The organism is Terrihabitans soli, from assembly GCF_014191545.1.
GTDB lineage: Bacteria > Pseudomonadota > Alphaproteobacteria > Rhizobiales > Methylopilaceae > Flaviflagellibacter > Flaviflagellibacter soli.
In genome coordinates this window covers 427,308-450,780 of record NZ_AP023361.1, presented here as the reverse complement: position 1 = coordinate 450,780, position 23,473 = coordinate 427,308, and the positions used below count along the sequence as shown (strand labels likewise).

The window sequence follows — 23,473 nt, the reverse complement described above, 5'->3', positions numbered from 1 at the left end:
ATCTTGCCTCTTAAAAGCCCCGTGGTCCCGACGAACGGATAGCGTGTCGCTTCGCAGCCTTTGGCTGCCGAAGTGCGACCGCATCTGATCGCCTGGTATTGCTTGCTCAAAGTTTTTTAGTCCGCTGGCCCCTTGCGAACTGAAGCCGCTCATCTTTTGCCGGGCCCCCAGGCCCTCGGCGTTCAACGATGTGCGACGTGTGTCTCAGAACCGTGACCTGGTCATTTCCTGGTCGGAAAGCGCCGGCGGTAACCCTTGTTCTCGGCTCGCTTGGCGGTTCTCTATTGCCCGGGAAACTACCCCGGCGAGCCTACCTTTCCAAGTGGGAATTTCAGCGCCTCACAACAAGGGCTCGTGGAATTCCGGCTAAATCTGGGCGGGCGGGACCATCCACCTTGAGGCCGGCCTTGGCCATGACCCCCGCAACATCGGCCTCCTGGCCGGCCCCCAGCTCGGCGATCAGGAGCCCCTGCGGGGCAAGACGCCGGGCAGCGGCCGCTGCCAGCGCCCGGTAGGCCGAAAGCCCGTCCGGGCCCCCGTCCAGGGCCTTTATCGGGTCATGGAGGCGGACTTCCGGGGCAAGCTTTTCAATGTCTTCCCTGAGAATGTAGGGGGGATTGGACAGGATCAGGTCGAACTGCCCCTCGACCCCCTCATCCCAGTCCGAGACGCGAAATTCGGCCCTGCCGTCAAAGCCCAGGCGCCTGCCATTGGCGGCGGCCACCTCGACCGCTTTGGGGGCAATATCGACCCCAAGGCCGGACGCTTCGGGGTATTCGCTGAGGAGCCCGAGGAGGAGACAGCCCGTCCCGGTGCCGAGATCGAGGACTTTCCGGGGCGTTCCGCGACCGAATGCCGCGAGAGCCGCCTCGATCAAAGTCTCTGTTTCCGGCCGCGGGACCAGGGTGTCGAGGCCGAGCTCAAAGCTTAAGCCCCAGAACTCTTTGCGGCCGATGATTCGGGCCACAGGCTCGCCGCGCACCCGGCGGCAGATCATGTTTTCGAGGCCGCTCGCACAATCCGGCGAGACATTGAGGTCCGAACCGCCGATCAGTTCGGCATCGCTAAGCTTCAAAGCGTATTTGACGAGAACCCGTGCATCGAGCTCGGGCGTATCGAGCTTTGCCATGCGAAGCCGCTCGACCGACTGGCTGAGAAGCTCGTTGCGGGTCTTCATTCCTCCGCCTCGGCGGCCAGCAGCCGCGCCTGATGTTCGGCGACGAGGGCCCCAACCACCTCGCCAAGCCCCGAGCCTTCGACGATCTCGGGGAGATTATAGAGCGTCAGGCCGATCCGGTGATCGGTCACGCGCCCCTGCGGAAAGTTATAGGTCCGGATGCGCTCGGATCGATCCCCCGAGCCGACCTGGCCTTTGCGGTCGGCCGCCCGGGCCTGATCGAGGGCGGTGCGCTGCGCATCGAAGATCTTGGCGCGCAGCATGGCCATGGCCCGCGCCTTGTTCTTGTGCTGCGAGCGCTCGTCCTGCACGGCGACGACGGTGTTGGTCGGAATGTGGGTGATGCGCACCGCCGATTCCGTCTTGTTGACGTGCTGGCCGCCGGCGCCCTGGGCGCGATAGACGTCGATGCGGAGATCGGCGTCGCGGATTTCGACATCGACCTCTTCGGCTTCCGGCAGAACGGCGACCGTCGCGGCAGAGGTGTGGATGCGCCCCTGTGTTTCGGTATCGGGCACGCGCTGCACACGGTGCGCGCCGGACTCGAATTTCAGCCGCGCATAGACGCCGCGCCCTTCAATGCTGGCGATGATTTCGCGATAGCCGCCGGCCGTGCCTTCGCTCGCCGACAGAACCTCGACCTTCCAGCCCTGCAGATCCGCATAGCGCGAATACATGCGGAACAGATCGCCGGCGAAAATCGCCGCCTCATCGCCGCCGGTTCCGGCGCGCACTTCGAGAATGACGCCGCGCTCGTCGGCAGCATCCTTGGGCAAAAGCAGCAGCCGCAGGCGCTGTTCGAGTTCTTCGAGCGCTGTGGCCTTGTCGTTGTATTCGGCACGGGCGAGGTCGCGCATCTCGCCGTCATTGGCGCTGTCTTCCGACATGGCTTTCAGGCTCGCGACTTCCGCCGTGAGCGCTTTCCACTCGCGCACCACTTCAACGAGGTCGGCGAGATCGGAACGCTCGCGCGTCAGCTTCACCAGCGTCTGCCCGTCCGGATTGCCATGCGCGAGTTCGGCATCTATGGCATCGAAGCGCCGCACAAGAGCGTCGAGTTTTTCCGTCGGCAGCATCAGGAGAGTTTTATGGATTCGGCGATCTGCGTCAGCGTATCGCGGCCGCTTTCATCGCCTTCGACAATCCTCATCACCGCCGCTTCCGCATCCTTGATGTTGATGTCGCGGATCATTGCCTTCAGCGGACCGATCGAGACCGGCGACACCGAAAGATGACGGAAGCCGAGGCCAATGAGCGCGAGCGCCCCCGCCGGCCGCGCCGCAAGCTCGCCGCACACCGTCGCAGGTTTCCCGGCTTTGTTGGCACTGTCGATGATCAGTTTGAACGCCCGCATCATCGCCGGCGAAATCGGATCGAAGCGGTCGGCGACGCGCGAATTGCCGCGATCGGCGGCATACATGAACTGGATGAGATCGTTCGAGCCGATCGAGATGAAGTCGACATGCTTCAGAAGCTCGTCAAGCTCGAAGAGCAGCGAAGGCACTTCGAGCATCGCGCCGAGCATCATACGCTCAGGCAGCTGATGGCCCCATTTACGAAGGTGAGTAAGCTCGCGCTCGACAATGGTGCGCGCTTCCTCGATCTCGTTCACCGCGGCGATCATCGGGAACATCACGCGCAATGTGCGGCCCGCGGCGGCGCGCGCCAGCGCACGTACCTGCGAGCGCAAAAGACCCGGACGGTCGAGACCGAAACGGATGGCGCGCCAGCCGAGCGCCGGGTTTTCTTCTTCGACGGTGCGCAGATAGGGCAGCACCTTGTCGCCGCCGATATCGAGCGTGCGGAAAATGACGGGCTTGTCGCCCGCCGCATCGAGCACGGATCTATAAAGCTCCTCCTGCTCGCCGGCGCGCGGCAGAGTGGGCGACACCATGAACTGCAATTCGGTGCGGAACAGGCCGATGCCCGACGCGCCGGTCTCTTCGACATAAGGAAGATCGACGAGAAGACCGCCGTTCAGCATGAGACTGATCGTCGTGCCGTCTTTGGTGATCGCCGGCTTGTCGCGCAGCTTCTGATACTGCGCCTGACGGCGGGCGCGCAGCTTCACCTTGTCGGCATAGCTTTTCTGCACATCGACGGGCGGGCGCACATGCACATCGCCGGTGCCGCCGTCGACGATCAGAGCATCGCCGGCTTCGACCATCGACACGATGTTCTGGATCTGCGCGACGGACGCAATGCCGAGCGCGCGGGCGATAATCGTCACATGCGAGGTCGGGCCCGCTTCCTCGATGATGAGGCCGCGTAGTTTTGTGCGGTCGTAGTCGAGCAATGCTGCCGGCGCCATCGAGCGCGCAACGAGAATGGCATTGTCCGGCATTTCCGCGACCGGGCCGTGCTCGCGGCCGGTGAGAATGCGCAACAGACGATTGGCGAGATCATCCAGATCGTGCAGACGCTCGCGGATATAGGGATCGGTCGCGCGCAGCATGCGGGCGCGCGTGTCCGACTGCACGCGCTCGACGGCAGCTTCCGCCGTAAGGCCCTGCAGCACCGCTTCGCGCATGCGGCGCACCCAGCCGCGATCATGCGCGAACATGCGGAAGGCCTCGAGCACGTCGCGATGCTCGCCCGCCGGTGCGACGCCGTCCTGGCTGAGGAGCTCGTCGAGCTGCACGCGCAGTTTGTCGACCGATTCATCGAGGCGCGCGACTTCTTTCGTTACGTCTTCGGCGATGAGATTTTCGGTGGCGAGCGTGCGCGGCTCGTGCAGCACCGCGTAACCAAGCGCGATGCCTTCGGCGAGCGGCACGCCCGTTGCGTGAAGCGGGCGCGTCACCGCGGGCTCGGCGCCGGGGCGCGCGATCGAGGTGAGTTCGCCCGAGGCGATCATTTCCGCCAGCACCATGGCGGTGGTCTGCAGCGCCTCGACTTCCTCTTCGCTGTAGGTGCGGTGCGCCTTGTTCTGGACGACGAGCACGCCGAGCGTATTGCCGGCTCTGAGAATCGGCACGCCGAGGAAGGAGTGGTAAATCTCTTCGCCCGTTTCCGGCTTGTAGCTGAAGGCCGGATGGTTCTGGGCGTCGGAAATGTTCAGGGGTTCGGCCGCGCTGGCGACAAGGCCGACAAGACCCTCGCCGCGGCCGAGCGTCGTCTGGTGAACGGCCTGCGGGTTCAGACCCTCGGTCGCGTAGAGCTCAAGCTCGCCGTCGACGCGCAGCACATAGGTCGAGCACACCTCGGCGACCATATTCGCCGCGATGAGCACCACGATTCTGTCGAGCTTGTCCTGCGCGGTGACCGGCTCCGCCATGACCTCGCGGAGGCGGCGCAAGAGCACGCGTGGGCCGCCGAAAGCACCTCGCATGGGCCGAATACTCCGTAACCGGGGACCTTGCCCCGAGGATGTGTCTACGCCTTGAAGATGAACCGATTCTAGCCGCCGGGCGCTAGGCCTGATCCAGCCCGTATATCGAGTGCAGCGTACGAACGGCAAGTTCGGTATAGGCCGCATCGATCAGAACCGAGATCTTGATCTCGGAAGTGGCTATGACGCGGATATTGATGCCCTTTTCCGCAAGCGCGGCAAAGGCTTTGGCGGCAACGCCGGCATGCGAGCGCATTCCGATACCGACCACCGAAACCTTCACGACATCGGTCGCGCCGTCGAGCTTGGCGTAGCCGATTTCCTTCTTGTTCTTCTGAAGGGCCGCCATAGCCCGCTCGTAATCGGCGACCGGGACGGTGAAGGTGAGGTCGGTCGTGCCGTCGTCCGAGATGTTCTGGACGATCATGTCGACATTGATATTGCCCGAAGCGAGCGGGCCGAAGACGCCGGCGGCAACGCCCGGCTTGTCCTGAACCCCGCGCAAAGTGACCTGGGCTTCGTCCTTCGAATAGGCGATGCCGGTGACGACCTGCTGTTCCACGATCTCTTCCTCGTTGCAGATGAGGGTTCCGGGCGGCAGATTGCCCACGCCGATCTGGGGCGCATCCGGCGCATCGAAGCTCGAGCGCACGAACACCCGCACATTGTGCACCATGGCCAGCTCGACCGAGCGGACCTGCAGCACTTTGGCCCCGAGCGAGGCCATTTCAAGCATTTCCTCGAAGGCGACACGGTCCAGCCGGCGCGCCTGCGGCACGATGCGGGGATCGGTCGTGTAGACGCCGTCAACATCCGTATAGATGTCGCAGCGGTCGGCCTTGATGCCGGCCGCGACCGCCACCGCCGACGTATCGGAGCCGCCGCGGCCGAGTGTTGCGATCGAGCCGTCGGGAGAGACACCCTGGAAGCCGGCGATGCAGGCGACAGTCCCGTTCTTGAAGCCCTCGACAATGGTGCTGCCGCCGAGATCGGCGATGCGCGCCGAGCCATGGGTCTCGTCGGTCTTCAGCGGAATCTGCCAGCCCTGATAGGAGCGCGCCTTGAGGCCGAGATTGTGCAGGGCAATGGCAAGGAGACCCGAGGTCACCTGCTCGCCCGAAGCGACGACGGCGTCATATTCGCGGCGGTCATAGTCGGCCATCGCCTCTTTGCACCAGGCGACGAGCTGATTGGTCACGCCCGCCATGGCCGAGACGACGACGGCCACCTCATGGCCAGCATCGACCTCGCGCTTCACATGGCGCGCGACGTTCTGGATGCGCTCGATAGTGGCGACCGACGTGCCGCCGAACTTCATAACAATGCGGGCCATTAAGGGTCCGGCAGGTTCGGATTGGGGTTCTACGCCTACCCAAGCGGGTGGCGCCCTGAAAAAGGCGCGTATACATAACGGCGGCGGTGGCGGAGGGCAAATCCCCACGAGCCGCCGGGAGGAGAGTTGTGGCGAGTTCGGTTAATCAGGAAGAGGTCGCCCGGTTCGCCGCTCTCGCGGATGAATGGTGGAGCCCCAAAGGCCCCTATGCCCCCCTTCACAAGCTCACCCCGGTCCGGGTGGAATATGTCCGCGACCGGCTGGCCGAGCGCTTTGCCCGCGACCCGTCCAGCCTGAAAAGCCTCAAAGGCCTCAATATCCTCGATGTGGGCTGCGGCGGCGGCATTCTATCCGAACCGCTCGCCCGGCTCGGCGCGTCGGTGACCGGCATCGAACCCGCGGCCGAGAGCATCGCGGTCGCCAAGTCCCATGCCGAAGAGGCGGGGCTCGACATCAATTACCGGGCGGCCTCCGCCGAAGAGCTTCTGGCCGAGGGAAGGACATTCGACGCCGTGATCGCCTCCGAAGTCATCGAACATGTCGACGACCCCGCCTCCTTCGTCAAAACCATATCCGGCCTTGCACGGCCGGGCGGGCTTGTTCTGTTTTCGACGCTGAACCGCACGGTCAAGAGTTTTGCGCTCGCCATTGTCGGCGCCGAATATGTGCTGCGCTGGATTCCGGCGGGCACGCATGACTGGCAGAAATTCGTGACGCCCGACGAGCTCACCTCCTGGTGCGCCTCGGCGGGGGTTGAGGCCACAGATGTCACCGGAATGATCTTCGATCCGCTCCGGGATCGCTGGCGGCTCGGCCGCGACAGCGGCTGTAATTACTGGCTCACCGCCGAAAAATAGTTCGACAGCCAGGCATGGGCGTAGCCTTCCGTCTTGCGCGAAAGCTCGATGTGCAATCTGTTGAAGGCGTGCCCCGCCTCCGGCACTTCGAGCAGCCGCGTATCCGCCCCTGCGGCGCGCCATTTCGCATAGAGCTGGACGCTTTCGGTGTGCAGCGGATCCTTCATTCCGGAAATCAGAAGCGCCGGCGGCATGCCCTTGAGATCGGCAAAGAGCGGCGAGATATCGCCCGCGCGCCGCTCTTCATCGCTCATATGCGGCGTCAGCAGACGCAGGCAGGCCAGCATGGTCGGCGCATGGAAGACGAGCGCGTTGCGCGGCGCTTCTCGCAAGCCCTTGCTGCCCGCAAGATCGTAGACGCCATACCAGAGCAAGGCTGCGCGGAACCGGCGTGGACGGCGCAGAAGCACGCAGGCTGCAAGATGCGCGCCCGCGCTGTCGCCGCCGATGGTCATGCGATCGGCTTTGAATTCGCGCGCGACGTTTTCGGAGAGCCACACGGCGACGGCCTCGCACTGATCGATCAGTTCATGGATCGAGCATTCCGGCGCGCGGCCGTATTCGACGCTGACCACCGCGACCTGGCACGCAGCGGCCAAAGCCGCGTTCGGCTGATCGTTCATTTTGGCATTGCCGGCGCACCATCCGCCGCCATGAATATCGAGATGAACGCCGCGCAATTTTCCCGGTGGCCGCAAGATCCGGATCGAGATGCGCTTGCCGAGCGCGATGATCGAGCGCGTTTCGACCGTGACGCCCGTCTTGCCGACGCCTTTCGAATAAAAGGTTTCGAGCAGGAGCACGACGAGATGCGAGATGCGGCGGCTTGCCCACGTCTTCATGCGCACGCGCGGCGCAAAGGCGAGGCGCGCATTCATGCGGCGCAGCTCGGCCATATCCTCGTCCGTGAAGACCGGAGGCGCGATCAATCAATTGCCTTCTTCGGGAAGCGTCGGAAGCGGATGGAACTCAACGCCGTCTTCGCTCAGGGAGCGCACCTCATCGGCGGACGCAACACCATAGACCGATGAGCGCTCGATCTCGCCATCATGCATCTGGCGGGCGACTTCGGCAAAACGCGGGCCGACATTCTCGGCGTGTTTCGTCACCTCATCGCGCACTTTGCGGATCATCTCGCGCAGTTCCGTTTCCTTCTCGCTGAGAATGACAGCTTCCGTGGAAGCGCCCTGCGCGCCATCTGCTTCATGCGTTGCGACCGCAGGCGACATCAGCGCCTTCTCGACCTTTTGCGAACCGCAGACCGGACAGGACAATAGCCCGCGCTTGGCCTGGGCGTCGTAATCATCGCCCGAGCGGAACCAGACATCGAAGCCATGGCCCGTGGCGCAGGAGAGTGCATAGCGAATCATTTGCCGACCTCATGCAGATGCACGGGTTCGGAGGCCGCGATCGCGAACCGCCGCCCGTTCTGAAGAACGGGAATACGCTTGCGCGCCTCCGCCGACAGATGCGGTTCGATCCTGGCGGTCACAACGCCCGTCTCGGTGCCGGCTTCCGCGAGCACTTTGCCCCAGGGATCGACGATCAAACTATGCCCGAAGGTTTCGCGGCCGTCTTCGTGCTTGCCGGCCTGCGCCGCCGCAAACACGAAACTTCCCGTTTCAATCGCGCGGGCGCGCAGCAGCACATGCCAGTGCGCTTCGCCCGTCTGCTGGGTGAAGGCGGCAGGAACGGCAAGAAATGAAGCACCGCCTTCGGCGAGGGCGCGATAAAGCGCCGAGAAGCGCAGATCGTAGCAGATCGTCATGCCGAGCCGGCCCCAGGGGAGATCGGTGGTGATGGCGACTTCGCCCGGCTGGTAGGTACGCGATTCGCGCCAGCTCTCGCCCTTGTCGAGATCGACATCGAACATGTGGATCTTGTCGTAGCGCGCGGCGATATCACCGTCGGGCTGAATGAGAAAGCCGCGATTGGCGACGCGTTCGCGCTCATCGGCAAAACGCACCGCGAGCGAGCCGATGTGAAGATAGATGCCGAGTTCCTTCGCGAGCGCGCGGAAAGCGATCAGCGCCGCATCATGCTCCTCATCGGTGACGAGATTCATCAGCCGTTCGCGATCACGGACGAGAAGCGAGGTCATCTCGGGCGTCTGCACATAATGTGCGCCCTTCCCGGCGGCTTCACGGATCAGCTTCGACGTCTCGTCGATATTTGCCGCCACGGTCTGTCCAGACCGCAATTGCACAAGGCCCGCGATAAAGCTCGTCTCGCTCATCCGTTCAGCACCGGATCGAGTTCGCCCCGCGCATCGAGCGCATAGATGTCATCGCATCCGCCGAGATGGCGGTCGCCGGCGAAAATTTGCGGCACGGTCATGCGTCCGCCCGAGCGCTGGATCATCTGCGCACGCAGTTCCGGTTTCCCGGCAATGTCGATCTCCTGATAGTCGACGCCCTTGCTGTCGAGGAGTTCGAGGGCCGCATGGCAATAGGGGCACATGGGCTTGGTGTAGATCGTGACTGGCATGAGACAGATATGCTGTCAGACGCGCTCGGCGACAAGCGCGAAGACCAGGGCATCCACCTCCGCGACCCCGGCCCGCCGCAAGGCATTGGCGGCACTGTTGAGGGTTGAGCCCGTGGTCATCACATCGTCGATCAGAACGACGCGGCGGCCCCGCACTGTATTCGCCTGTCCCGGGCGGAACGCGCCCGTGAGGTTGCGGGCGCGCTCGGCTGCCGAAAGCCCGACCTGGCTCTTCGTCGCCTTCACGCGCCTGAGCGCCTCATGCGCGACCGGAAGGCCGGTTTCCCGCGAGATCGCCTTGGCAAGCTCGCCGGCCTGATTGAAGCGCCGTCCCCAGAACCGGACTTTATGAAGCGGGATCGGCACGAGAACCTCCGCTCCGTCCAGAACCTCGTGCCCGGCGCGCACCATCCAGCTTCCCATGGCGGCGCCGAGATCGAGCCGGTCGGAATATTTCAGCCGGTGGACGAGAAGCCGCGCCGCCCCGTCATAGCGCGCGGCAGCCCGCGCCCGGCCGAAAGACGGCGGATCGGAAATAGCTTTCAGCGACAGGATGCCGGGGCCGAGATCGGCCTGGAACGGGGTGCCGAGACGCTCGCAATAAGGCCGGGCGATAAAATCCATCCCCTGCCAACAGGCGGGGCACAAAGTGGCGGCCGTGCCGACGGGCTTGGCGCAGCCGAGGCAGAGCGGCGGCAGAGCGATATCGAGAACGGCGCGTACGGCGCGCCGGAGGCCGCCCGGCAGACCCGATATCGCCTGCGCGAAACTCACCGGCGGTCCGCCCCCTCATGCGTGATCGCCTGGGCGAGAACCGTTGCCGCCGAAACGAAGATGCCGAGGCCGCAGAAGATATAGACCATGGTGAAAATCTTGCCCGGCGCCGTCTTCGGCACGAAATCGCCGTAGCCGACGGTCGCAATCGTCACGACCGAGAAATAGACGGAATCGAGCAGCGACCAGCCTTCGACGATCCAGTAGAAGATGGATGCGATCAGGATCAGCGCCGCGACAAGCGAGAGGGCCGTTCTCACTGCTGGCTCCTTGAGTGCCCGATACAGGCCGCTATAGAGGCGTCTGGCTTGCTTGAACTTCGGCACGAATTTCTTTGCCATAAGCCCCTCCTCAATCGGCTCTAGCGAAGCCCTTCCAGAAAAGGGAAGCAAGACAGGATTTGACCGGCGCGCGCCGCGGGCTCATATCCCGGCCATGTCCGCGCCCCGCCTTTTCGACACCGCCCTGCGCCGCTCCCGGCTGGAGCGGGCGCGCAATTTGGGGCTCAGCGACGAATTTCTGATGCCGCGCATCGCCGAGGAAATGGCGGAGCGCCTTGCGCCTGTGCTGCGCGATTTTCCGAATGCTGTCGATCTGTTCAGCCGCGGCACCGATATCCGCGATGCGCTGAAAAGCGTCGATCGTATCGGCAGCCTGAAGCGCGCCGGCGACGAGCCCGGCGCGGACATTACGGTGCAGGGTGAGGCTTTGCCGTTTGCGCCGGCATCGCTCGATCTCGTCGTCTCGGCGCTGGCGCTGCACTGGGCCGAAGATCTGCCGGGGCTTCTCGTCCAAATCCGCCGCGCGCTGAGGCCGGACGGGCTTTTCATGGCGGCTGTTGCCGGCGGCGAGACGCTCAACGAACTGCGCCGGGCTTTTGCCGAAGCGGAAAGCGAAACGCTCGGCGGCTTAAGTCCGCGCGTCATTCCGTTTGCCGATGTGCGCGATCTCGGGGCGCTTCTTCAGCGCGCGGGGTTTGCTTTGCCGGTGGTGGATTCAGAGCGGCTGACGATCCGCTACAAGGATATTTACGGGCTGTTCCGCGACCTAAGATCGCTCGGCGCGACAAACCCGATGCTGGCGCGCGCAAAAACGCCGCTGCGCCGCCAAACGCTGGCAAAGCTCGACGAGATCTACCGCGCGCATTTCTCCGATCCGGATGGACGGATCAGAGCGACGGTCGAAATTGTATGGATGTCGGGATGGGCGCCGCATGAAAGCCAGCAGAAGCCGCTGCGGCCGGGCTCGGCGAAAGCACGTCTCGCCGACGCCCTCGGTACGGTGGAAATTCCAAGCGGCGTGAAGCCGCCCAGAAGTTCGACCTGATCAAATTACTTGATCGAGCCTTCGAGCGTCTCGCCGACCGAGTTGAACACGTTGCCGAGTTCATCGCCGACAAAGCTGACAGCGCCGATAACGGCCACGGAAATCATCGCGGCGATGAGGCCGTATTCGATGGCGGTCGCGCCGCTTTCATCCTTGGCGAAGGTCTTCACGAGCTGAATCATATTGGCCATTTTCTGCCCCCAAGCTTTAGAGGAGGTCGATCAGAGCCGGGATCAGAGGCTCGTCAGCGGCGGGCATCGGGTAGGTCCTGAGCCGTTTAGGTTCGACCCAGGCCAGCGTCTGGCCCTCCAGCGGCTTCACCATTCCCTCCCAGCGCCGGCATATGTAAAGCGGCATCAGAAGGTGCATGTGGTCGTAGCCGTGACTTGCGAACGTTAAGGGCGCCAAACAGGCCGCCTTAACTTCTATTCCCAGTTCCTCAGCGAGCTCCCTGATTAAAGTTTCTTCCGGGGTCTCGCCTGCCTCCACCTTGCCTCCCGGGAATTCCCAGAGACCTGCCATCGGCTTGCCTTCGGGACGCTGGGCCAAGAGGACCCGTCCGTCGGCATCGACCAGAGCGCAGGCCGCAACAAGCAAGAGCGGCTTCACCTCAGATTTCGCGAGTATCATGCTAAAATCTTAAAGACGGCATTCAGCGATTGCAGAAAGTCGGGGGTATTTTATCGAATTATTACGACCGGTAATCTGCGTTAATAGAGATATAATCCGATGTCAGATCGCACGTCCAAACGCGCGCTTTGCCGGACCCGAGCCCGATCTCGACGCGCACGCCGATATCCTGGCTCTTCATATAGGCCGAGGTTTTCGCTTCATCGTAAGTCGGATCGCGCTCGCCGTCTGCGGCGACGCGGATGCCGCCAAAATGTATGGACAGTTTATCGCGGTCCGCAGGCTCGCCGGCTTTGCCGACGGCCATGACGACGCGGCCCCAATTGGCGTCTTCGCCGGCGATCGCCGTTTTGACCAGAGGCGAATTCGCAATCGACAGCGCGATGCGCCGCGCCGATTCATCGCTTTCGGCGCCTTCGACATCAACGGTGATGAATTTCGTTGCGCCCTCGCCATCGCGGGCAACCTGCTGGGCGAGATCGCCCAAGACCTGTTTGAACGCAGCGCCGAGCGCATAAGCGCGCGGATCTTTCGGATCGGAGATTTCCTTGCCGCCGGCAGCGCCCGTCGCAAAGGCAAGGAGCGTATCCGAGGTCGAGGTATCGCCATCGACGGTGACGCAGTTGAAGGTCGTCTGCACCGCTTCCGACAACAGGCTTTGCAGCACGGGGGGCGATACCGGCGCATCGGTCGCAAGGAAGCTCAGCATGGTCGCCATATCCGGCGCGATCATGCCGGCGCCCTTGGCGATGCCGGAAATCGAAATCTGCGTGCCGTCGAGATCAAGATGCGCCGACGCACCCTTCGGGAACGTGTCGGTCGTCATGATGGCGCGGGCGGCTTTCTCCCACGCATTGCCGGTGGTTCCCTTCGCCAGTCTGTCGAGAACGCCGCGGAATTTTTCCGCATCGAGCGGCTCGCCGATAACGCCGGTGGAAGCGAGGAAGATTTCGTTTTCGGCGCAACCGATCGCCTTGGCCGCAAGCTCGGCCGTCAGTTTCGTCGCGGCGCGGCCTTTCTTGCCGGTGAAGGCGTTGGCGTTGCCGGAATTGACGACGAGGGCGCGCGCTTTGCCGGCGGGCAGAACGGCGCGGCACCAATCGACCGGCGCCGACGGACAGCGGGAGCGGGTGAACACGCCGGCGACGCTGGTCCCCGGCGCAAACAGCATCAGAAGGACGTCGGTGCGGCCTTTATAGCGGATACCGGCTTCCGCCGTTGCGATGGTGACGCCGGCAAGCGCCGGCAGCGCCGGAAAGCTTTTCGGCGCCAGCGGCGAAAGCTTGCCTGCCATAAGGCGCCTCTTACTTCGCCGGAGCCGGAGTTTCTTCGAGCTTTTTGACCGGCGCGCCGACGCGCTCGATCTTGGCGGCGTCGAGAAGCTTCTTCACCGCTTCCTGCTGGGCGCGGCGCGACACATATTCCTCGATCTGGGCGCGCACGTCCTCGAATTTCGGCAGCGGCTTGGTGCGCTTATCCTCGACCTTGATGATGTGCCAGCCATACTGGGACTTCACCGGATCGGAGACTTTGCCGACCTCGAGCTTTTCGGCGGCTTCGCCGAATTCGGGCACCATATTGCCCTTGGCGAAATAACCGAGATCGCCGCCCTCGGCGCCCGAACCCGGATCCTTCGACACTTCCTTGGCGATGGCGGCGAAATCTTCGCCGGCCTTGATGCGGTCGGCGACCTTCTTGGCCTCTTCCTCGGTCTCGACGAGGATATGACGGGCGCGGATTTCCTCTTCCGGCTTCATTTCCTTGATCGTATCGTCGAAGACCTTTTTGACGGCTTCCTCGGTCACGCCTTCTTTGGCGGCTTTTTCGAGATAGGTCTGCATCAGGACACGCTGGCGGCCGAACTCGAGCTTGATGTCGTAATCGGCGCCCTGGTCCATCTTGGCGTCGCGGGCCGCCTTGGCGACGAGCTTGGCGTTGATCAGAAAGCCGATGATTTCCTCACGCTGCTCTTCCGGCGAGCCGGAATTCTGGGGCAGTTCCTGCAGAGCCAGCTGGACTTCGCGCTCGGTCAGCTTCTCGCCATTGACCGTCGCCACCACCGCATTCGGGTCGGCCGGAGCCGTCGCCGGGGGGGTCTGCGCCAGGGCCGCCGAGGCACTAAGGGCCAGAGCGAGAATGAGGGCGGAGCGGCCGGGACGGCCGAGAAGTTCACGGATCATCGGGGTTAATTCCTCTCAGGCGGCTCTTGGGCCGCGAGCGGGCGGACACTGGCCTAAAACGGGTCACATTGACAACCCTCAGACGCGTTCATAATTCTCCCCCCATCCGTCTAGGAACGGTCATGTTTTTCAGGGATTAACCGCCCGCGTCCTCCCTAAACCCGCACGGAACCGCCCGAAACGGCGGCCGCCGGCCTTGCGGTCCCAGACGCCCTAGGGCGTAACCCTTTTCGCGCTTAGGCAAGCGACATTCACGAGGCTTTGATGCTTGGCGCACTTTCCCGTTTCTTCGGCTCTTCCAACGACCGCCGTCTGAAGAGCCATCAGCCCAAAGTGGCGCAGGTCAACGCGCTCGAGGCTGAGCTTTCAGCCCTCAGCGACGATCAGTTGCGCGCCCGCACCGCGGCGTTCCGCCAACAGCTCGCGGACGGCGCCGATCTCGATGACCTTCTGGTGCCGGCCTTCGCGACCGTCCGCGAGGCGGCCAAACGCGTTCTGGGCATGCGTCCCTTCGACGTGCAGCTCCTCGGCGGCATGGTGCTGCACGAGCGCGGCATTGCCGAAATGAAAACCGGCGAAGGCAAAACCCTCGTCGCCACTTTGCCCGTCTATCTGAATGCACTGGCCGGCAAGGGCGTGCATGTCGTCACCGTCAACGACTACCTCGCCCGCCGCGACGCCGAATGGATGGGCCGCCTCTACAGCTTTCTCGGCCTGTCGACCGGCATCATCGTCCACGGCCTCGACGACGATGAGCGCCGCGCGGCCTATGCCTGCGACGTCACCTACGCGACGAACAACGAACTCGGCTTCGATTATCTGCGCGACAATATGAAATACGACCTCGCGCAGATGGTGCAGCGCGGGCATAACTTTGCGATCGTCGACGAAGTCGACTCGATCCTCGTCGACGAAGCGCGCACGCCGCTTATTATTTCCGGCCCGCTCGAAGACCGCTCCGAGCTTTACATCACGCTCGACACGTTCATTCCGAAGCTCGCGCCTGAGCATTTCGAACTTGACGAGAAGCAGCGCACCGTCGCGCTGACGGAAGCCGGCAACGAATTCCTCGAGGAGCTTCTGAAGCAGGCCGGACTTCTGAAGGGCGAAAGCCTCTACGACGTCGAGAACGTCTCGGTCGTCCACCATGTCCAGCAGGCTCTGCGCGCGCACAAAATGTTCACGCGCGACAAGGACTACATCGTCCACAATGGCGAGATTGTCATCATCGACGAGTTCACCGGCCGCATGATGCCGGGCCGCCGCTATTCGGAAGGCCTGCATCAGGCGCTCGAGGCCAAGGAACACGTCCAGATCCAGCCCGAGAACCAGACGCTCGCCTCGATCACCTTCCAGAACTATTTCCGCATGTACGGCAAGCTCGCGGGCATGACCGGCACCGCGCTCACCGAAGCCGACGAATTCCTCGACATCTACAATCTCGACGTCATCGAGATCCCGACAAACCTCCCCGTCGCCCGTCAGGACGAAGACGACGAGGTCTATCGGACGGCGCCGGAAAAATACAAAGCCGTCATTGCCGAGATCGAACGTGCGCATGATCGCCTGCAGCCGGTTCTCGTCGGCACCGCCTCAATCGAGAAATCCGAACTTCTCGCCGATCTTCTGAAAGAAGCCGGCTTCAAACAGATCGATTTCAACGATCCGGCCGCCGCTGAGAAACTCTACGCCTCGGCGCGTTCGGGCAAACCGAGCCGCCAGTTCGCGGTGCTGAACGCCCGCTTCCATGAACAGGAAGCCTTTATCGTAGCCGAAGCCGGCGTTCCGGGCGCGATCACGATCGCCACCAACATGGCCGGCCGCGGCACCGACATCAAACTCGGCGGCAATGTCGACATGCGTGTTGCGCAGGAGACCGCAAATCTCGAAGGCTCTCGTCGCGACGACAAGGAAGCCGACATCAAGGCCGAAATCGCCAAGTTCCGCGAAGCGGTGCTCTCCTCCGGCGAGACCATCGAGTTCGAGAACGGCAAGACGATAGAGCGCCCGGGCGGGCTCTACATCATCGGCACCGAACGCCATGAAAGCCGCCGCATCGACAACCAGCTGCGCGGCCGTTCCGGCCGTCAGGGCGATCCCGGCCGCTCGAAGTTCTTCCTGTCCATACAGGACGATCTAATGCGCATCTTCGGCTCCGACCGCATGGACGGAATGCTGCAGAAGCTCGGCCTGAAGGAAGGCGAAGCGATCATCCACCCCTGGATCAACAAGGCGGTGGAGCGTTCGCAGAAGAAGGTCGAGGCGCGCAACTTCGACATCCGCAAGAACCTTCTGAAATTCGACAACGTGATGAACGACCAGCGCAAGGTCATCTTCGAGCAGCGCCTCGAGCTGCTTGAGGAAGGCGATCTTGCTGAGACGGTCGTCGATATGCGCCATGGCGTGATCGACGACATGGTCTCGGCGCACATCCCGCCGAACGCCTATGCCGAACAGTGGGATGCAGCAGGTCTTGCCACCGACGTTCAGGAAACGCTCGGTCTCAATCTTCCGGTTCAGGAATGGGCGAAGGAAGAAGGCATCGCCGACGAGGAAATCCGCGAGCGCATCAAGAATGCGAGCGACAGCGCGATGGCGTCAAAGGCCGCGCGCTTCGGACCGGACGTCATGCGCCATATCGAAAAGGCGCTCGTCCTGCAGACGCTTGACGGTCTGTGGCGCGAACATTTGTCGACGCTCGATCATCTTCGTCAGGTCATCGGCCTGCGTGGTTACGGTCAGCGCGATCCCCTGAACGAGTACAAGACCGAAGCCTTCGAGCTCTTCCAGATGCTGCTCGGCCGTCTGCGCAAAGGGGTGACGGGTCAGCTCGCGCATGTCGAACTCGTGCAGCAGGAACAGGCGCCGCCGGAACTTCCCGAGATGCGGCCGCATCACGAAGATCCGTTCACCGGCGAAGACGATTTCGAGGTCGAAGCCTCGCAGCTTCCGGCCGGCGTCGATCCGAAAGATCCCTCGACCTGGGGCCGGGTGCCGCGCAATGCGAACTGCCCGTGCGGATCGGGCAAAAAGTTCAAGCACTGCCACGGCAAGTTCTGAAGAACGTAGCACTTACAAATAAAAAGACGGCCGCGTGAGCGGCCGTTTTTTATTGCGGGTGAGACGGGATTACTGGAAGCCGCCGGACTGCACGGGCGGCGGACCGAAGGCGCCGAATGCGGCGTCGGTGCGCGTCGGCGGAGGCGCGGCGCTTTCCGCCGGAGCGGGCTTGGACTGCGGCACGGAAGCCTGAGGCTTTGGCGCAGAAGCCGGACGCGGTGCAGGCGCGGGAGCAGCAGCGGCCTTCGGCGCGGACGCGGGCTGCGGCGGCGCTGCGGCTTCCGCCGGAGCTTCATCCTTCCCGCCAAAGCCCCAGAGGCGCTTGTAGAAGGGCTTTTCTTTCGGCACCGGCGCGAGCGAGGCTGCGATCGGCTGGCTCGGCGGCGGCGTGCGATTGCGCTCGGCCATCGCGACCGTGCTCGCCGCGCTCTTCGCTGAAGGCGTCGTGGCCGACGGCGTCGAGCCCGTCTTCTCATTGGCCGGCTTCTCGCGCAGCCAGGAGAACATGCCGGGCTTTTCGGACTTCACGGCAGCGGTGGTCTTGTAGGGCGACGGCACCGGCATCGGCACGCCAGAACCGGCATTGCTGTCGACCATAGCGAGCGCGAAGGCCTGCTGGGGCTTTGGCGCTTCGGCGATCATCACGACAGGCTGCGGACGGCGGATCGGATCGCTCAGCGAACGGCGCTCGCGGCCGTTCTGCGGCGCATAGGCCTCCGCGGTCTGCAGGCCGCCGGAGACGAGTTTGTCGAACTCGGTCTTATCCTGACGCTCCTTGCCGCCGACCGCCATGGCGATGCGTGGATCGACCTCGAATTCCGGGCAGGCCGCATTCGGATCGAAGGTGCCGCCATTTTTCGGCGTCGCGTCGAAGACGTATTTATGGCCGCAGACATTGACCTTCGGTTCGAGCTTGGTCTCCTCGAAGTGGTCGGCGCCCTCCTTGAGATTTTCCCAGAACTCGAAATTCTTGTCGTCGCGCCGGCGCGCCATGTTCTCGGCGGTCATGCGGAACGGGAGAGCCTGAACCTGGAAGGCCGGCTGGCCGGCATTAAGCGCTTCGCGGGCGATCGAATAAAGCTCGCCGATCTGTTTGTCGGTCATCGCGTAGCAGCCCTTGGACAGGCAGTCGCCATGCACCATCAGGTGCGCGCCGGTGCGGCCGAGGCTGCGGTCATACGCGTTCGGGAAGCCGAGATTGAACGACAGATAATATTGCGAGTTCGGATTCATCTGGCCTGGCGTGACCTGATAGAAGCCCTCCGGCGACTGGCCGTCGCCTTCGACCTTTTTCGGGCCGAGCGTTCCGGAGAAGCGGCAGATCTCGTAGGTCTTGAGCAGGCCGTAACGGCCGTCCGCCTTCTTCTTCCAGAGTTCGAGCTCGCTCGTTTCCTTGTAGATGCGGATCAGGATCGGATCGCGCCGGCTCATGCCCTTATCTTTCATAAGGGCGAGCGTTTTGTCCGGGATCGGCTCGATATGCTTGTACTTGCCGGCGGTCTCGGTTCCCTGGCAGCCGCCGAGGATCAGCGCCGCGGCACCGACAATCAGAAGCGAAGAGGAAAAGCGGCTCGTCATGGGTCCCCGGAATCCGTCTGCCGGCCTTCTCGGCCGGCCACCCTCGACTAAAACGGTTTAGCCTTACTAGAAAGTTACCGCAATCTTAACGCGATCGCGTGCAAGTTAATGGTTTAGAACCAAAAACTTAGGCGGGGATATGGCGGCCGATGGCGAGGAATTTTTCCCGCCGTTTGCGGCGGACCGTATCGCGGTCGAGCCCCTTCAACCCGTCGAGGGCGTCGGCGACCGCTTCTCCCACTGAGGCGATCATCTGATCCGGGTGACGCTGGGCGCCGCCGATGGGCTCCGGAATGATGCTGTCGATCACACCGAGCTTGAGGAGATCCCCGGCAGTGATTTTCAGATTCGCCGCCGCATCCTGGGCCCGGGCCGAATCGCGCCACAGGATCGAGGCGGCGCCTTCCGGCGAGATGACGCTGTAGACCGAGTGCTCCAGCATCTGGACGCTGTTGGCTGTGGCGATGGCGATAGCGCCGCCCGAGCCGCCCTCGCCGATGATCACCGCCACATTGGGCACGCCGAGATTGAGGCAGGCTTCCGTCGACCGGGCGATGGCTTCCGCCTGGCCGCGCTCTTCCGCATCGATGCCGGGATAGGCGCCGGCGGTGTCGACAAGGCTGACGATCGGAATGCCGAACCGGTCGGCCATTTCCATCAGGCGCACCGCCTTGCGGTAGCCTTCGGGCCGGGCCATGCCGAAATTGTGTTTCAGGCGGCTCTCGGTGTCCGAACCACGCTCATGGCCCAGAACCATGACGCTCTCGCCGCGGAACCGGGCGAAACCGCCGACAATCGCCGCGTCGTCGCCGAATTTGCGGTCGCCGGCGAGCTCGGTGAAATCGGTGAAGAGGGACTGGGTGTAATCGGTGAAATGCGGGCGCAGCGGGTGGCGCGCGACCTGCGTTTTCTGCCAGGGCGTCAGCTTCGCATAGAGCTCGTTGAGGGCTTCCTCGACCAGCTTCTGCAGACGCGCGATCTCAGCCTCGACGTCGACCTGGCCGCCCGATGCAACGGTCCGAAGCTCGTCGATCTTCGCCTCGAGCTCCGCAATATGTTTTTCGAAATCGAGATAGCTGCGCATGTCCGGGGGATGCTGTGGGGGGCCCTGACCCCTCTATCGCGGACATCGGCCGCTGGGCGCCGGGAAACTGATGTCAGGGGGACGTTAAGTCAAGCTTACTCCGAATCCCCCAGGGGATGGAGATCGCGCACCATTCCGGCCAGCCTTTCATCCAGAACATGGGTGTAGATCTGGGTGGTGGCGACATCGGCATGGCCGAGAAGCTGCTGGACCGAGCGCAGATCCGCCCCGTTCTGCAAAAGATGGCTGGCGAAAGCGTGCCTCAGGACATGCGGAGAGACCCGTGTGGGGTCGAGCCCGGCCCGGATGGCGACCTCTTTGAGGTCGCGGGCGAAGGCCTGGCGGGTCAGATGGCCGCTTTCCGACAAGGCCGGGAAAAGATGCGGGCTCGGCCTGCCATTGCGCCCCTCGAGCAGGTCGAGATAGGCAGCGGTGGCGCGCCGGGCGACATCTGTCAGCGGCACAAGGCGCTCGCGACCGCCTTTGCCCTTGATCGACAGAACCTGGATGCCCGGCCGCGCCGAGGAGCGCGGCAGCGTGACGAGTTCGGAGACGCGAAGGCCCGTGGCGTAGAGGATTTCGAGCAGCGCCGTCATGCGCGCGGCTCGGAGACGCTCGATCGGCGGCCGGCTCTCATCGCCCGTGCCTTCGGCGGCGGCAGCGAGAAGCGTGTCGACTTCCTTGATGGTCAGGACTTTCGGCAGAGGGCGACCGCGTTTGGGCCCGTTCAGCGAGGCGCCCGGATCTTCGCTGCGCACGCCCTCGGAATAGAGAAAGCGGTGCATCTGCTTGACCGCCGACAGCCGCCGTGCCGCGGACGAGGCGGCAAAGCCGCGCTTTGAAAGATCGCTCAGCCAGGCCCTTATGTCGTCGGCATCGGCGGTATCGGCGTCCCGGCCGCGGCCGTCGAGAAAGCCGGCATAATCGTCGAGATCGCGCCGATAGGCCTCGAGCGTATTTTTGGCGGCACCCCGTTCCGCCGACAGCATTTCGAGAAAGCTCTCGATATGACGTTCCGTCGCCATTCCGGGGGTCATTTCTCCACGTCGATCGGCACGATGACCGACATTTCGCGCGGCGTCGGCTCGACAAAGGTCGCCAGCGCCCACACCCCGGCAAAGACCAGGGCAGCCAGAACGGCCAGATTGCGCAGGAGGCGGAATGTACTCGGCATGAGAACCGGGGCCTTAAGGATTCACCGTTTACAGGAATCACGCCCCGGCCGCGAAGGCAACGCCCTTGCGGCAAGACGGGCTTTGGTGGAAACCACGCCCCAAGGATTCAAGAATTATGACGGCCCCGGCCCATATCGACGATCAGCAGCTGCAGGAAGCCGGTTCGCGTGTACGCGCGCGCCTTGGCGGACGCTCGGTTGTGCTCGTCGGCATGATGGGCGCCGGAAAAAGTTCGGTCGGCCGCCGCCTCGCCAAAGCGCTGGAAATTCCCTTCGTCGATTCCGATACCGAGATCGAGAAGGCGGCGAGTATGACGATCCCCGAAATCTTCGCAACGCGCGGCGAGCCGGAATTCCGCGCCGGCGAGCGCCGCGTCGTCTCGCGGCTTCTCGATGCACCGCCCTCGGTGATCGCGACCGGCGGCGGCGCGTTCATGGACGAGACGACGCGCGAGAAGATTAGAGCGCGCGGCATTTCCGTCTGGCTGAAGGCCGAAGTCGATGTTCTCCTGCGCCGCGTCAAGAAGCGCGGCAACCGCCCGCTGCTCAAGAACGGCGATCCCGAAGACGTGCTGCGCAAGCTTCTGGCAAAGCGCGAGCCGGTTTACGCCGAAGCCAATATCACCGTCATGTCGCGCGATGTGCCGCATGAAGCCATGGTCGCCGAAACGCTCGACCAGATGCTGAGTTTTCTGGACATAAAGGACCAAGAATGAGCGCGCCTGTCATCGTCCCTGTTGCGCTCGGTGCGCGTGCTTACGACATCCGCATCGGTTCGGGCCTGCTGCAGCAGCTCGGCCGCGACGTTGCGGCCGCCGGCGCGCGCACGGCCGCCGTCGTCACCGACGAGAATGTCGCGCGCCTTCATCTCGACACGGTGCGCGCCAGCCTCGATGACGCGCATCTGATCAATTCGGCGGCGGTGATCCCCTCAGGCGAGGGCTCGAAAAGCTTCAAACATCTCGAAGAGGTCTGCTCGCGCCTGCTCGATGCGAAAATCGAACGCGGCGATGTCGTCATTGCGTTCGGCGGCGGTGTCGTCGGCGATCTTGCTGGCTTTGCCGCCTCGATCCTGCGCCGCGGCGTGCGCGTCATTCAGGTGCCGACCTCGCTGCTGGCTCAAGTCGATTCATCGGTCGGCGGCAAGACCGGCATCAACACCAAAGCCGGAAAGAACCTCATCGGTGCGTTTCATCAGCCGAGCCTTGTTCTCGCCGACACCGACGTCCTCGACACTTTGCCCGACCGCGAATTCCGCGCCGGCTATGCCGAGGTGGTGAAGTACGGGCTGATCGACGATGCCGGTTTCTTCGGCTGGCTGGAAAAGCATTGGGGCAATGTCTTTCAGGGTGGCGCCGACCGCACCAAAGCGATTGCAACGAGCTGCGCTTCGAAAGCCTCGATCGTCGGGCGTGACGAGTTCGAGACCGGCGACCGCGCCCTCCTCAATCTCGGCCACACGTTCGGCCACGCACTCGAAGCCGCTGTCGGCTATGACGGCGCACGCCTCGTCCATGGCGAGGGCGTCGCCATCGGCATGGCTTTGGCCTTCCAATTCTCGGTCCGGCTCGGCCTTGCCGCCCCCGAAGACGCCCAAAGGGTCGTCGATCATTTGAAGGCCGCGGGCCTGCCGACCCGCATTCAGGACATTCCGGGCGAGGTCGGGGATGCCGACCGATTGCTCGATCTCATGGCCCAGGACAAGAAAGTTAAGGCCGGGCGCCTGACCTTTATCCTGGCCCGGGGCATCGGCCGCAGCTTCGTTGCCCCCGACGTACCCCCTCAAAACGCTAGGGAATTTCTGAAAGCGGCCCTCGACGGGTCGATTACCGGATAAATTCCCAGAGCCGTTTTGAACCTCCAGGGGGGTCAAACGTTACTAACCCAATGACAGGCGCGGGCAGAACGCCCCCGCGACGGGACATTGAGGGACCTAACGTCATGGCTACCAAGACCTCCAAATTCATTGCCGGCCTGGCTATCGGAGCCTTTGTCGGGCTCGCCGCGGCGATCGCACTCACCCCCGGCCCGGCCGATGCCGGCTACGGCGTCGACGAACATGCCCCGAAGACCGTTTCGAACACGGCCAAGAAGGGTGATCGGATTGCCGCCGCTCAAGAGCAGAAGGCGCTCGAAGTCGCTGAAATCCGCAAACTTGGCGACGACGTTCTCTTCTTCGACTCGAAGGGCCGCGTGGTCTACCGCAGCGACGCTTCGGCCCGCACCACGACCGTGGAGAAGAACGCCAATGTTCCGCTCCTGACCGGTTACGGCGTGGCCGTCGGCGCCGCAAACCGCGTCGATGCCGCCTTCCAGGCGACCAGCAACAACTAAGTTCTCGAAACTCCTCCCGGCGGTCCGGTCACCGGATCGACGCTCCGGGTCCGGTACGGACGATATGTCCTGCCGGACCTTTTTCTTTTGTTCAGCCCGGCGACGAACGCCGTATTTGCTCAAACGGGCGGGAATGCTAAGCCGCCGC

The 23,473-nt window shown here is 63.5% G+C and carries 24 protein-coding genes; 6 read left to right on the top strand and 18 right to left on the bottom strand.

The features are described 5' to 3' along the window. Positions 1-331: 331 nt before the first annotated feature. From prmC to IZ6_RS02325, 4 genes are all read right to left on the bottom strand, one after another. Positions 332-1,177, bottom strand: a complete 846-nt coding sequence (prmC, locus tag IZ6_RS02340) for a peptide chain release factor N(5)-glutamine methyltransferase (protein ID WP_222876420.1) — start codon at positions 1,175-1,177, stop codon at positions 332-334. Then, positions 1,174-2,253, bottom strand: coding sequence for a peptide chain release factor 1 (gene prfA, locus IZ6_RS02335; protein WP_222876419.1), 1,080 nt, complete (start codon positions 2,251-2,253; stop codon positions 1,174-1,176). Before prfA ends, prmC begins: the two co-directional genes overlap by 4 nt. Beyond that, the gene (gene ptsP / locus IZ6_RS02330) at positions 2,253-4,508 is read right to left on the bottom strand and encodes a phosphoenolpyruvate--protein phosphotransferase (protein ID WP_222876418.1); all 2,256 of its coding nucleotides are present in this window, start codon (positions 4,506-4,508) and stop codon (positions 2,253-2,255) included. Before ptsP ends, prfA begins: the two co-directional genes overlap by 1 nt. An 82-nt stretch (positions 4,509-4,590) precedes the next feature. Then, the gene (locus IZ6_RS02325; RefSeq protein ID WP_222876417.1) at positions 4,591-5,841 is read right to left on the bottom strand and encodes an aspartate kinase; all 1,251 of its coding nucleotides are present in this window, start codon (positions 5,839-5,841) and stop codon (positions 4,591-4,593) included. A 128-nt stretch (positions 5,842-5,969) separates the two neighbouring features. Between IZ6_RS02325 and ubiG the strand changes: the two genes are divergently transcribed. Next, positions 5,970-6,698 carry a bifunctional 2-polyprenyl-6-hydroxyphenol methylase/3-demethylubiquinol 3-O-methyltransferase UbiG gene (gene ubiG, locus IZ6_RS02320; RefSeq protein ID WP_225873977.1) on the top strand — a complete coding sequence of 243 codons (729 nt, stop codon included), beginning with the start codon at positions 5,970-5,972 and terminating at the stop codon, positions 6,696-6,698. On the opposite strand, the gene IZ6_RS02315 is transcribed toward ubiG, so the two are convergent. The 6 genes from IZ6_RS02315 to IZ6_RS02290 are packed head-to-tail and all read right to left on the bottom strand — an operon-like array spanning position 6,674 to position 10,219. Next, complete coding sequence (locus IZ6_RS02315) at positions 6,674-7,627, bottom strand: alpha/beta hydrolase (RefSeq protein ID WP_222876415.1); 954 nt, start codon at positions 7,625-7,627, stop codon at positions 6,674-6,676. The two genes, ubiG and IZ6_RS02315, sit on opposite strands and share 25 nt — an antisense overlap. Continuing rightward, the gene (locus IZ6_RS02310; protein WP_222876414.1) at positions 7,628-8,068 is read right to left on the bottom strand and encodes a DUF1178 family protein; all 441 of its coding nucleotides are present in this window, start codon (positions 8,066-8,068) and stop codon (positions 7,628-7,630) included. Beyond that, entirely contained in the window at positions 8,065-8,934 is an 870-nt protein-coding gene (locus IZ6_RS02305; RefSeq protein WP_222876413.1) for a carbon-nitrogen hydrolase family protein, read from the bottom strand. The genes IZ6_RS02310 and IZ6_RS02305 overlap by 4 nt, the downstream gene beginning before the upstream one ends. Then, positions 8,931-9,185 (bottom strand): glutaredoxin 3, encoded by a 255-nt coding sequence (gene grxC / locus IZ6_RS02300; protein ID WP_222876412.1) that lies wholly within the window; start codon positions 9,183-9,185, stop codon positions 8,931-8,933. Before grxC ends, IZ6_RS02305 begins: the two co-directional genes overlap by 4 nt. A 15-nt stretch (positions 9,186-9,200) precedes the next feature. After that, on the bottom strand, positions 9,201-9,959 hold the full coding sequence (locus IZ6_RS02295; protein ID WP_225873976.1) for a ComF family protein: 759 nt from the start codon (positions 9,957-9,959) through the stop codon (positions 9,201-9,203). Beyond that, positions 9,956-10,219 (bottom strand): potassium channel family protein, encoded by a 264-nt coding sequence (locus tag IZ6_RS02290; RefSeq protein WP_225873975.1) that lies wholly within the window; start codon positions 10,217-10,219, stop codon positions 9,956-9,958. The genes IZ6_RS02295 and IZ6_RS02290 overlap by 4 nt, the downstream gene beginning before the upstream one ends. Positions 10,220-10,394: 175 nt before the next feature. On the opposite strand from IZ6_RS02290, the gene IZ6_RS02285 reads away from it, so the two are divergent. After that, complete coding sequence (locus tag IZ6_RS02285; protein ID WP_222876410.1) at positions 10,395-11,285, top strand: methyltransferase domain-containing protein; 891 nt, start codon at positions 10,395-10,397, stop codon at positions 11,283-11,285. Positions 11,286-11,290: 5 nt separating this feature from the next. Here the strand turns inward: IZ6_RS02285 and IZ6_RS02280 are convergent, their stop codons facing one another. The 4 genes from IZ6_RS02280 to IZ6_RS02265 all read right to left on the bottom strand — a co-directional run bounded on the left by IZ6_RS02280 (position 11,291) and on the right by IZ6_RS02265 (position 14,095). Then, the gene (locus IZ6_RS02280) at positions 11,291-11,467 is read right to left on the bottom strand and encodes a Flp family type IVb pilin (protein WP_222877515.1); all 177 of its coding nucleotides are present in this window, start codon (positions 11,465-11,467) and stop codon (positions 11,291-11,293) included. Between the two features lie 25 nt (positions 11,468-11,492). After that, positions 11,493-11,915, bottom strand: coding sequence for a (deoxy)nucleoside triphosphate pyrophosphohydrolase (locus IZ6_RS02275; RefSeq protein WP_222876409.1), 423 nt, complete (start codon positions 11,913-11,915; stop codon positions 11,493-11,495). Between the two features lie 61 nt (positions 11,916-11,976). Beyond that, on the bottom strand, positions 11,977-13,209 hold the full coding sequence (gene argJ, locus IZ6_RS02270) for a bifunctional glutamate N-acetyltransferase/amino-acid acetyltransferase ArgJ (protein ID WP_222876408.1): 1,233 nt from the start codon (positions 13,207-13,209) through the stop codon (positions 11,977-11,979). A gap of 10 nt (positions 13,210-13,219) precedes the next feature. Further along, a complete protein-coding gene (locus tag IZ6_RS02265; RefSeq protein WP_222876407.1) occupies positions 13,220-14,095 on the bottom strand; it encodes a peptidylprolyl isomerase in 876 nt (291 codons plus the stop codon). Between the two features lie 264 nt (positions 14,096-14,359). On the opposite strand from IZ6_RS02265, the gene secA reads away from it, so the two are divergent. Continuing rightward, the gene (gene secA, locus IZ6_RS02260; RefSeq protein ID WP_222876406.1) at positions 14,360-17,155 is read left to right on the top strand and encodes a preprotein translocase subunit SecA; all 2,796 of its coding nucleotides are present in this window, start codon (positions 14,360-14,362) and stop codon (positions 17,153-17,155) included. Positions 17,156-17,224: 69 nt separating this feature from the next. Here secA and IZ6_RS02255 read toward each other — a convergent pair whose 3' ends face one another. From IZ6_RS02255 to IZ6_RS02240, 4 genes are all read right to left on the bottom strand, one after another. Beyond that, positions 17,225-18,733 (bottom strand): L,D-transpeptidase family protein, encoded by a 1,509-nt coding sequence (locus IZ6_RS02255; protein WP_222876405.1) that lies wholly within the window; start codon positions 18,731-18,733, stop codon positions 17,225-17,227. 127 nt (positions 18,734-18,860) lie between these two features. Beyond that, entirely contained in the window at positions 18,861-19,817 is a 957-nt protein-coding gene (locus tag IZ6_RS02250) for an acetyl-CoA carboxylase carboxyltransferase subunit alpha (protein ID WP_222876404.1), read from the bottom strand. A 95-nt stretch (positions 19,818-19,912) separates the two neighbouring features. After that, positions 19,913-20,842 carry a site-specific tyrosine recombinase XerD gene (locus tag IZ6_RS02245; RefSeq protein WP_222876403.1) on the bottom strand — a complete coding sequence of 310 codons (930 nt, stop codon included), beginning with the start codon at positions 20,840-20,842 and terminating at the stop codon, positions 19,913-19,915. An 8-nt stretch (positions 20,843-20,850) separates the two neighbouring features. Then, positions 20,851-20,991: a histidine kinase gene (locus IZ6_RS02240; RefSeq protein WP_222876402.1), complete on the bottom strand. Its 141-nt coding sequence runs from the start codon at positions 20,989-20,991 to the stop codon at positions 20,851-20,853. 116 nt (positions 20,992-21,107) lie between these two features. Between IZ6_RS02240 and IZ6_RS02235 the strand changes: the two genes are divergently transcribed. From IZ6_RS02235 to IZ6_RS02225, 3 genes are all read left to right on the top strand, one after another. Beyond that, positions 21,108-21,707 carry a shikimate kinase gene (locus tag IZ6_RS02235; protein WP_222876401.1) on the top strand — a complete coding sequence of 200 codons (600 nt, stop codon included), beginning with the start codon at positions 21,108-21,110 and terminating at the stop codon, positions 21,705-21,707. Beyond that, the gene (gene aroB / locus IZ6_RS02230; RefSeq protein ID WP_222876400.1) at positions 21,704-22,828 is read left to right on the top strand and encodes a 3-dehydroquinate synthase; all 1,125 of its coding nucleotides are present in this window, start codon (positions 21,704-21,706) and stop codon (positions 22,826-22,828) included. Before IZ6_RS02235 ends, aroB begins: the two co-directional genes overlap by 4 nt. A 104-nt stretch (positions 22,829-22,932) precedes the next feature. Next, positions 22,933-23,325, top strand: coding sequence for a hypothetical protein (locus IZ6_RS02225; RefSeq protein WP_222876399.1), 393 nt, complete (start codon positions 22,933-22,935; stop codon positions 23,323-23,325). Positions 23,326-23,473: the final 148 nt, after the last annotated feature.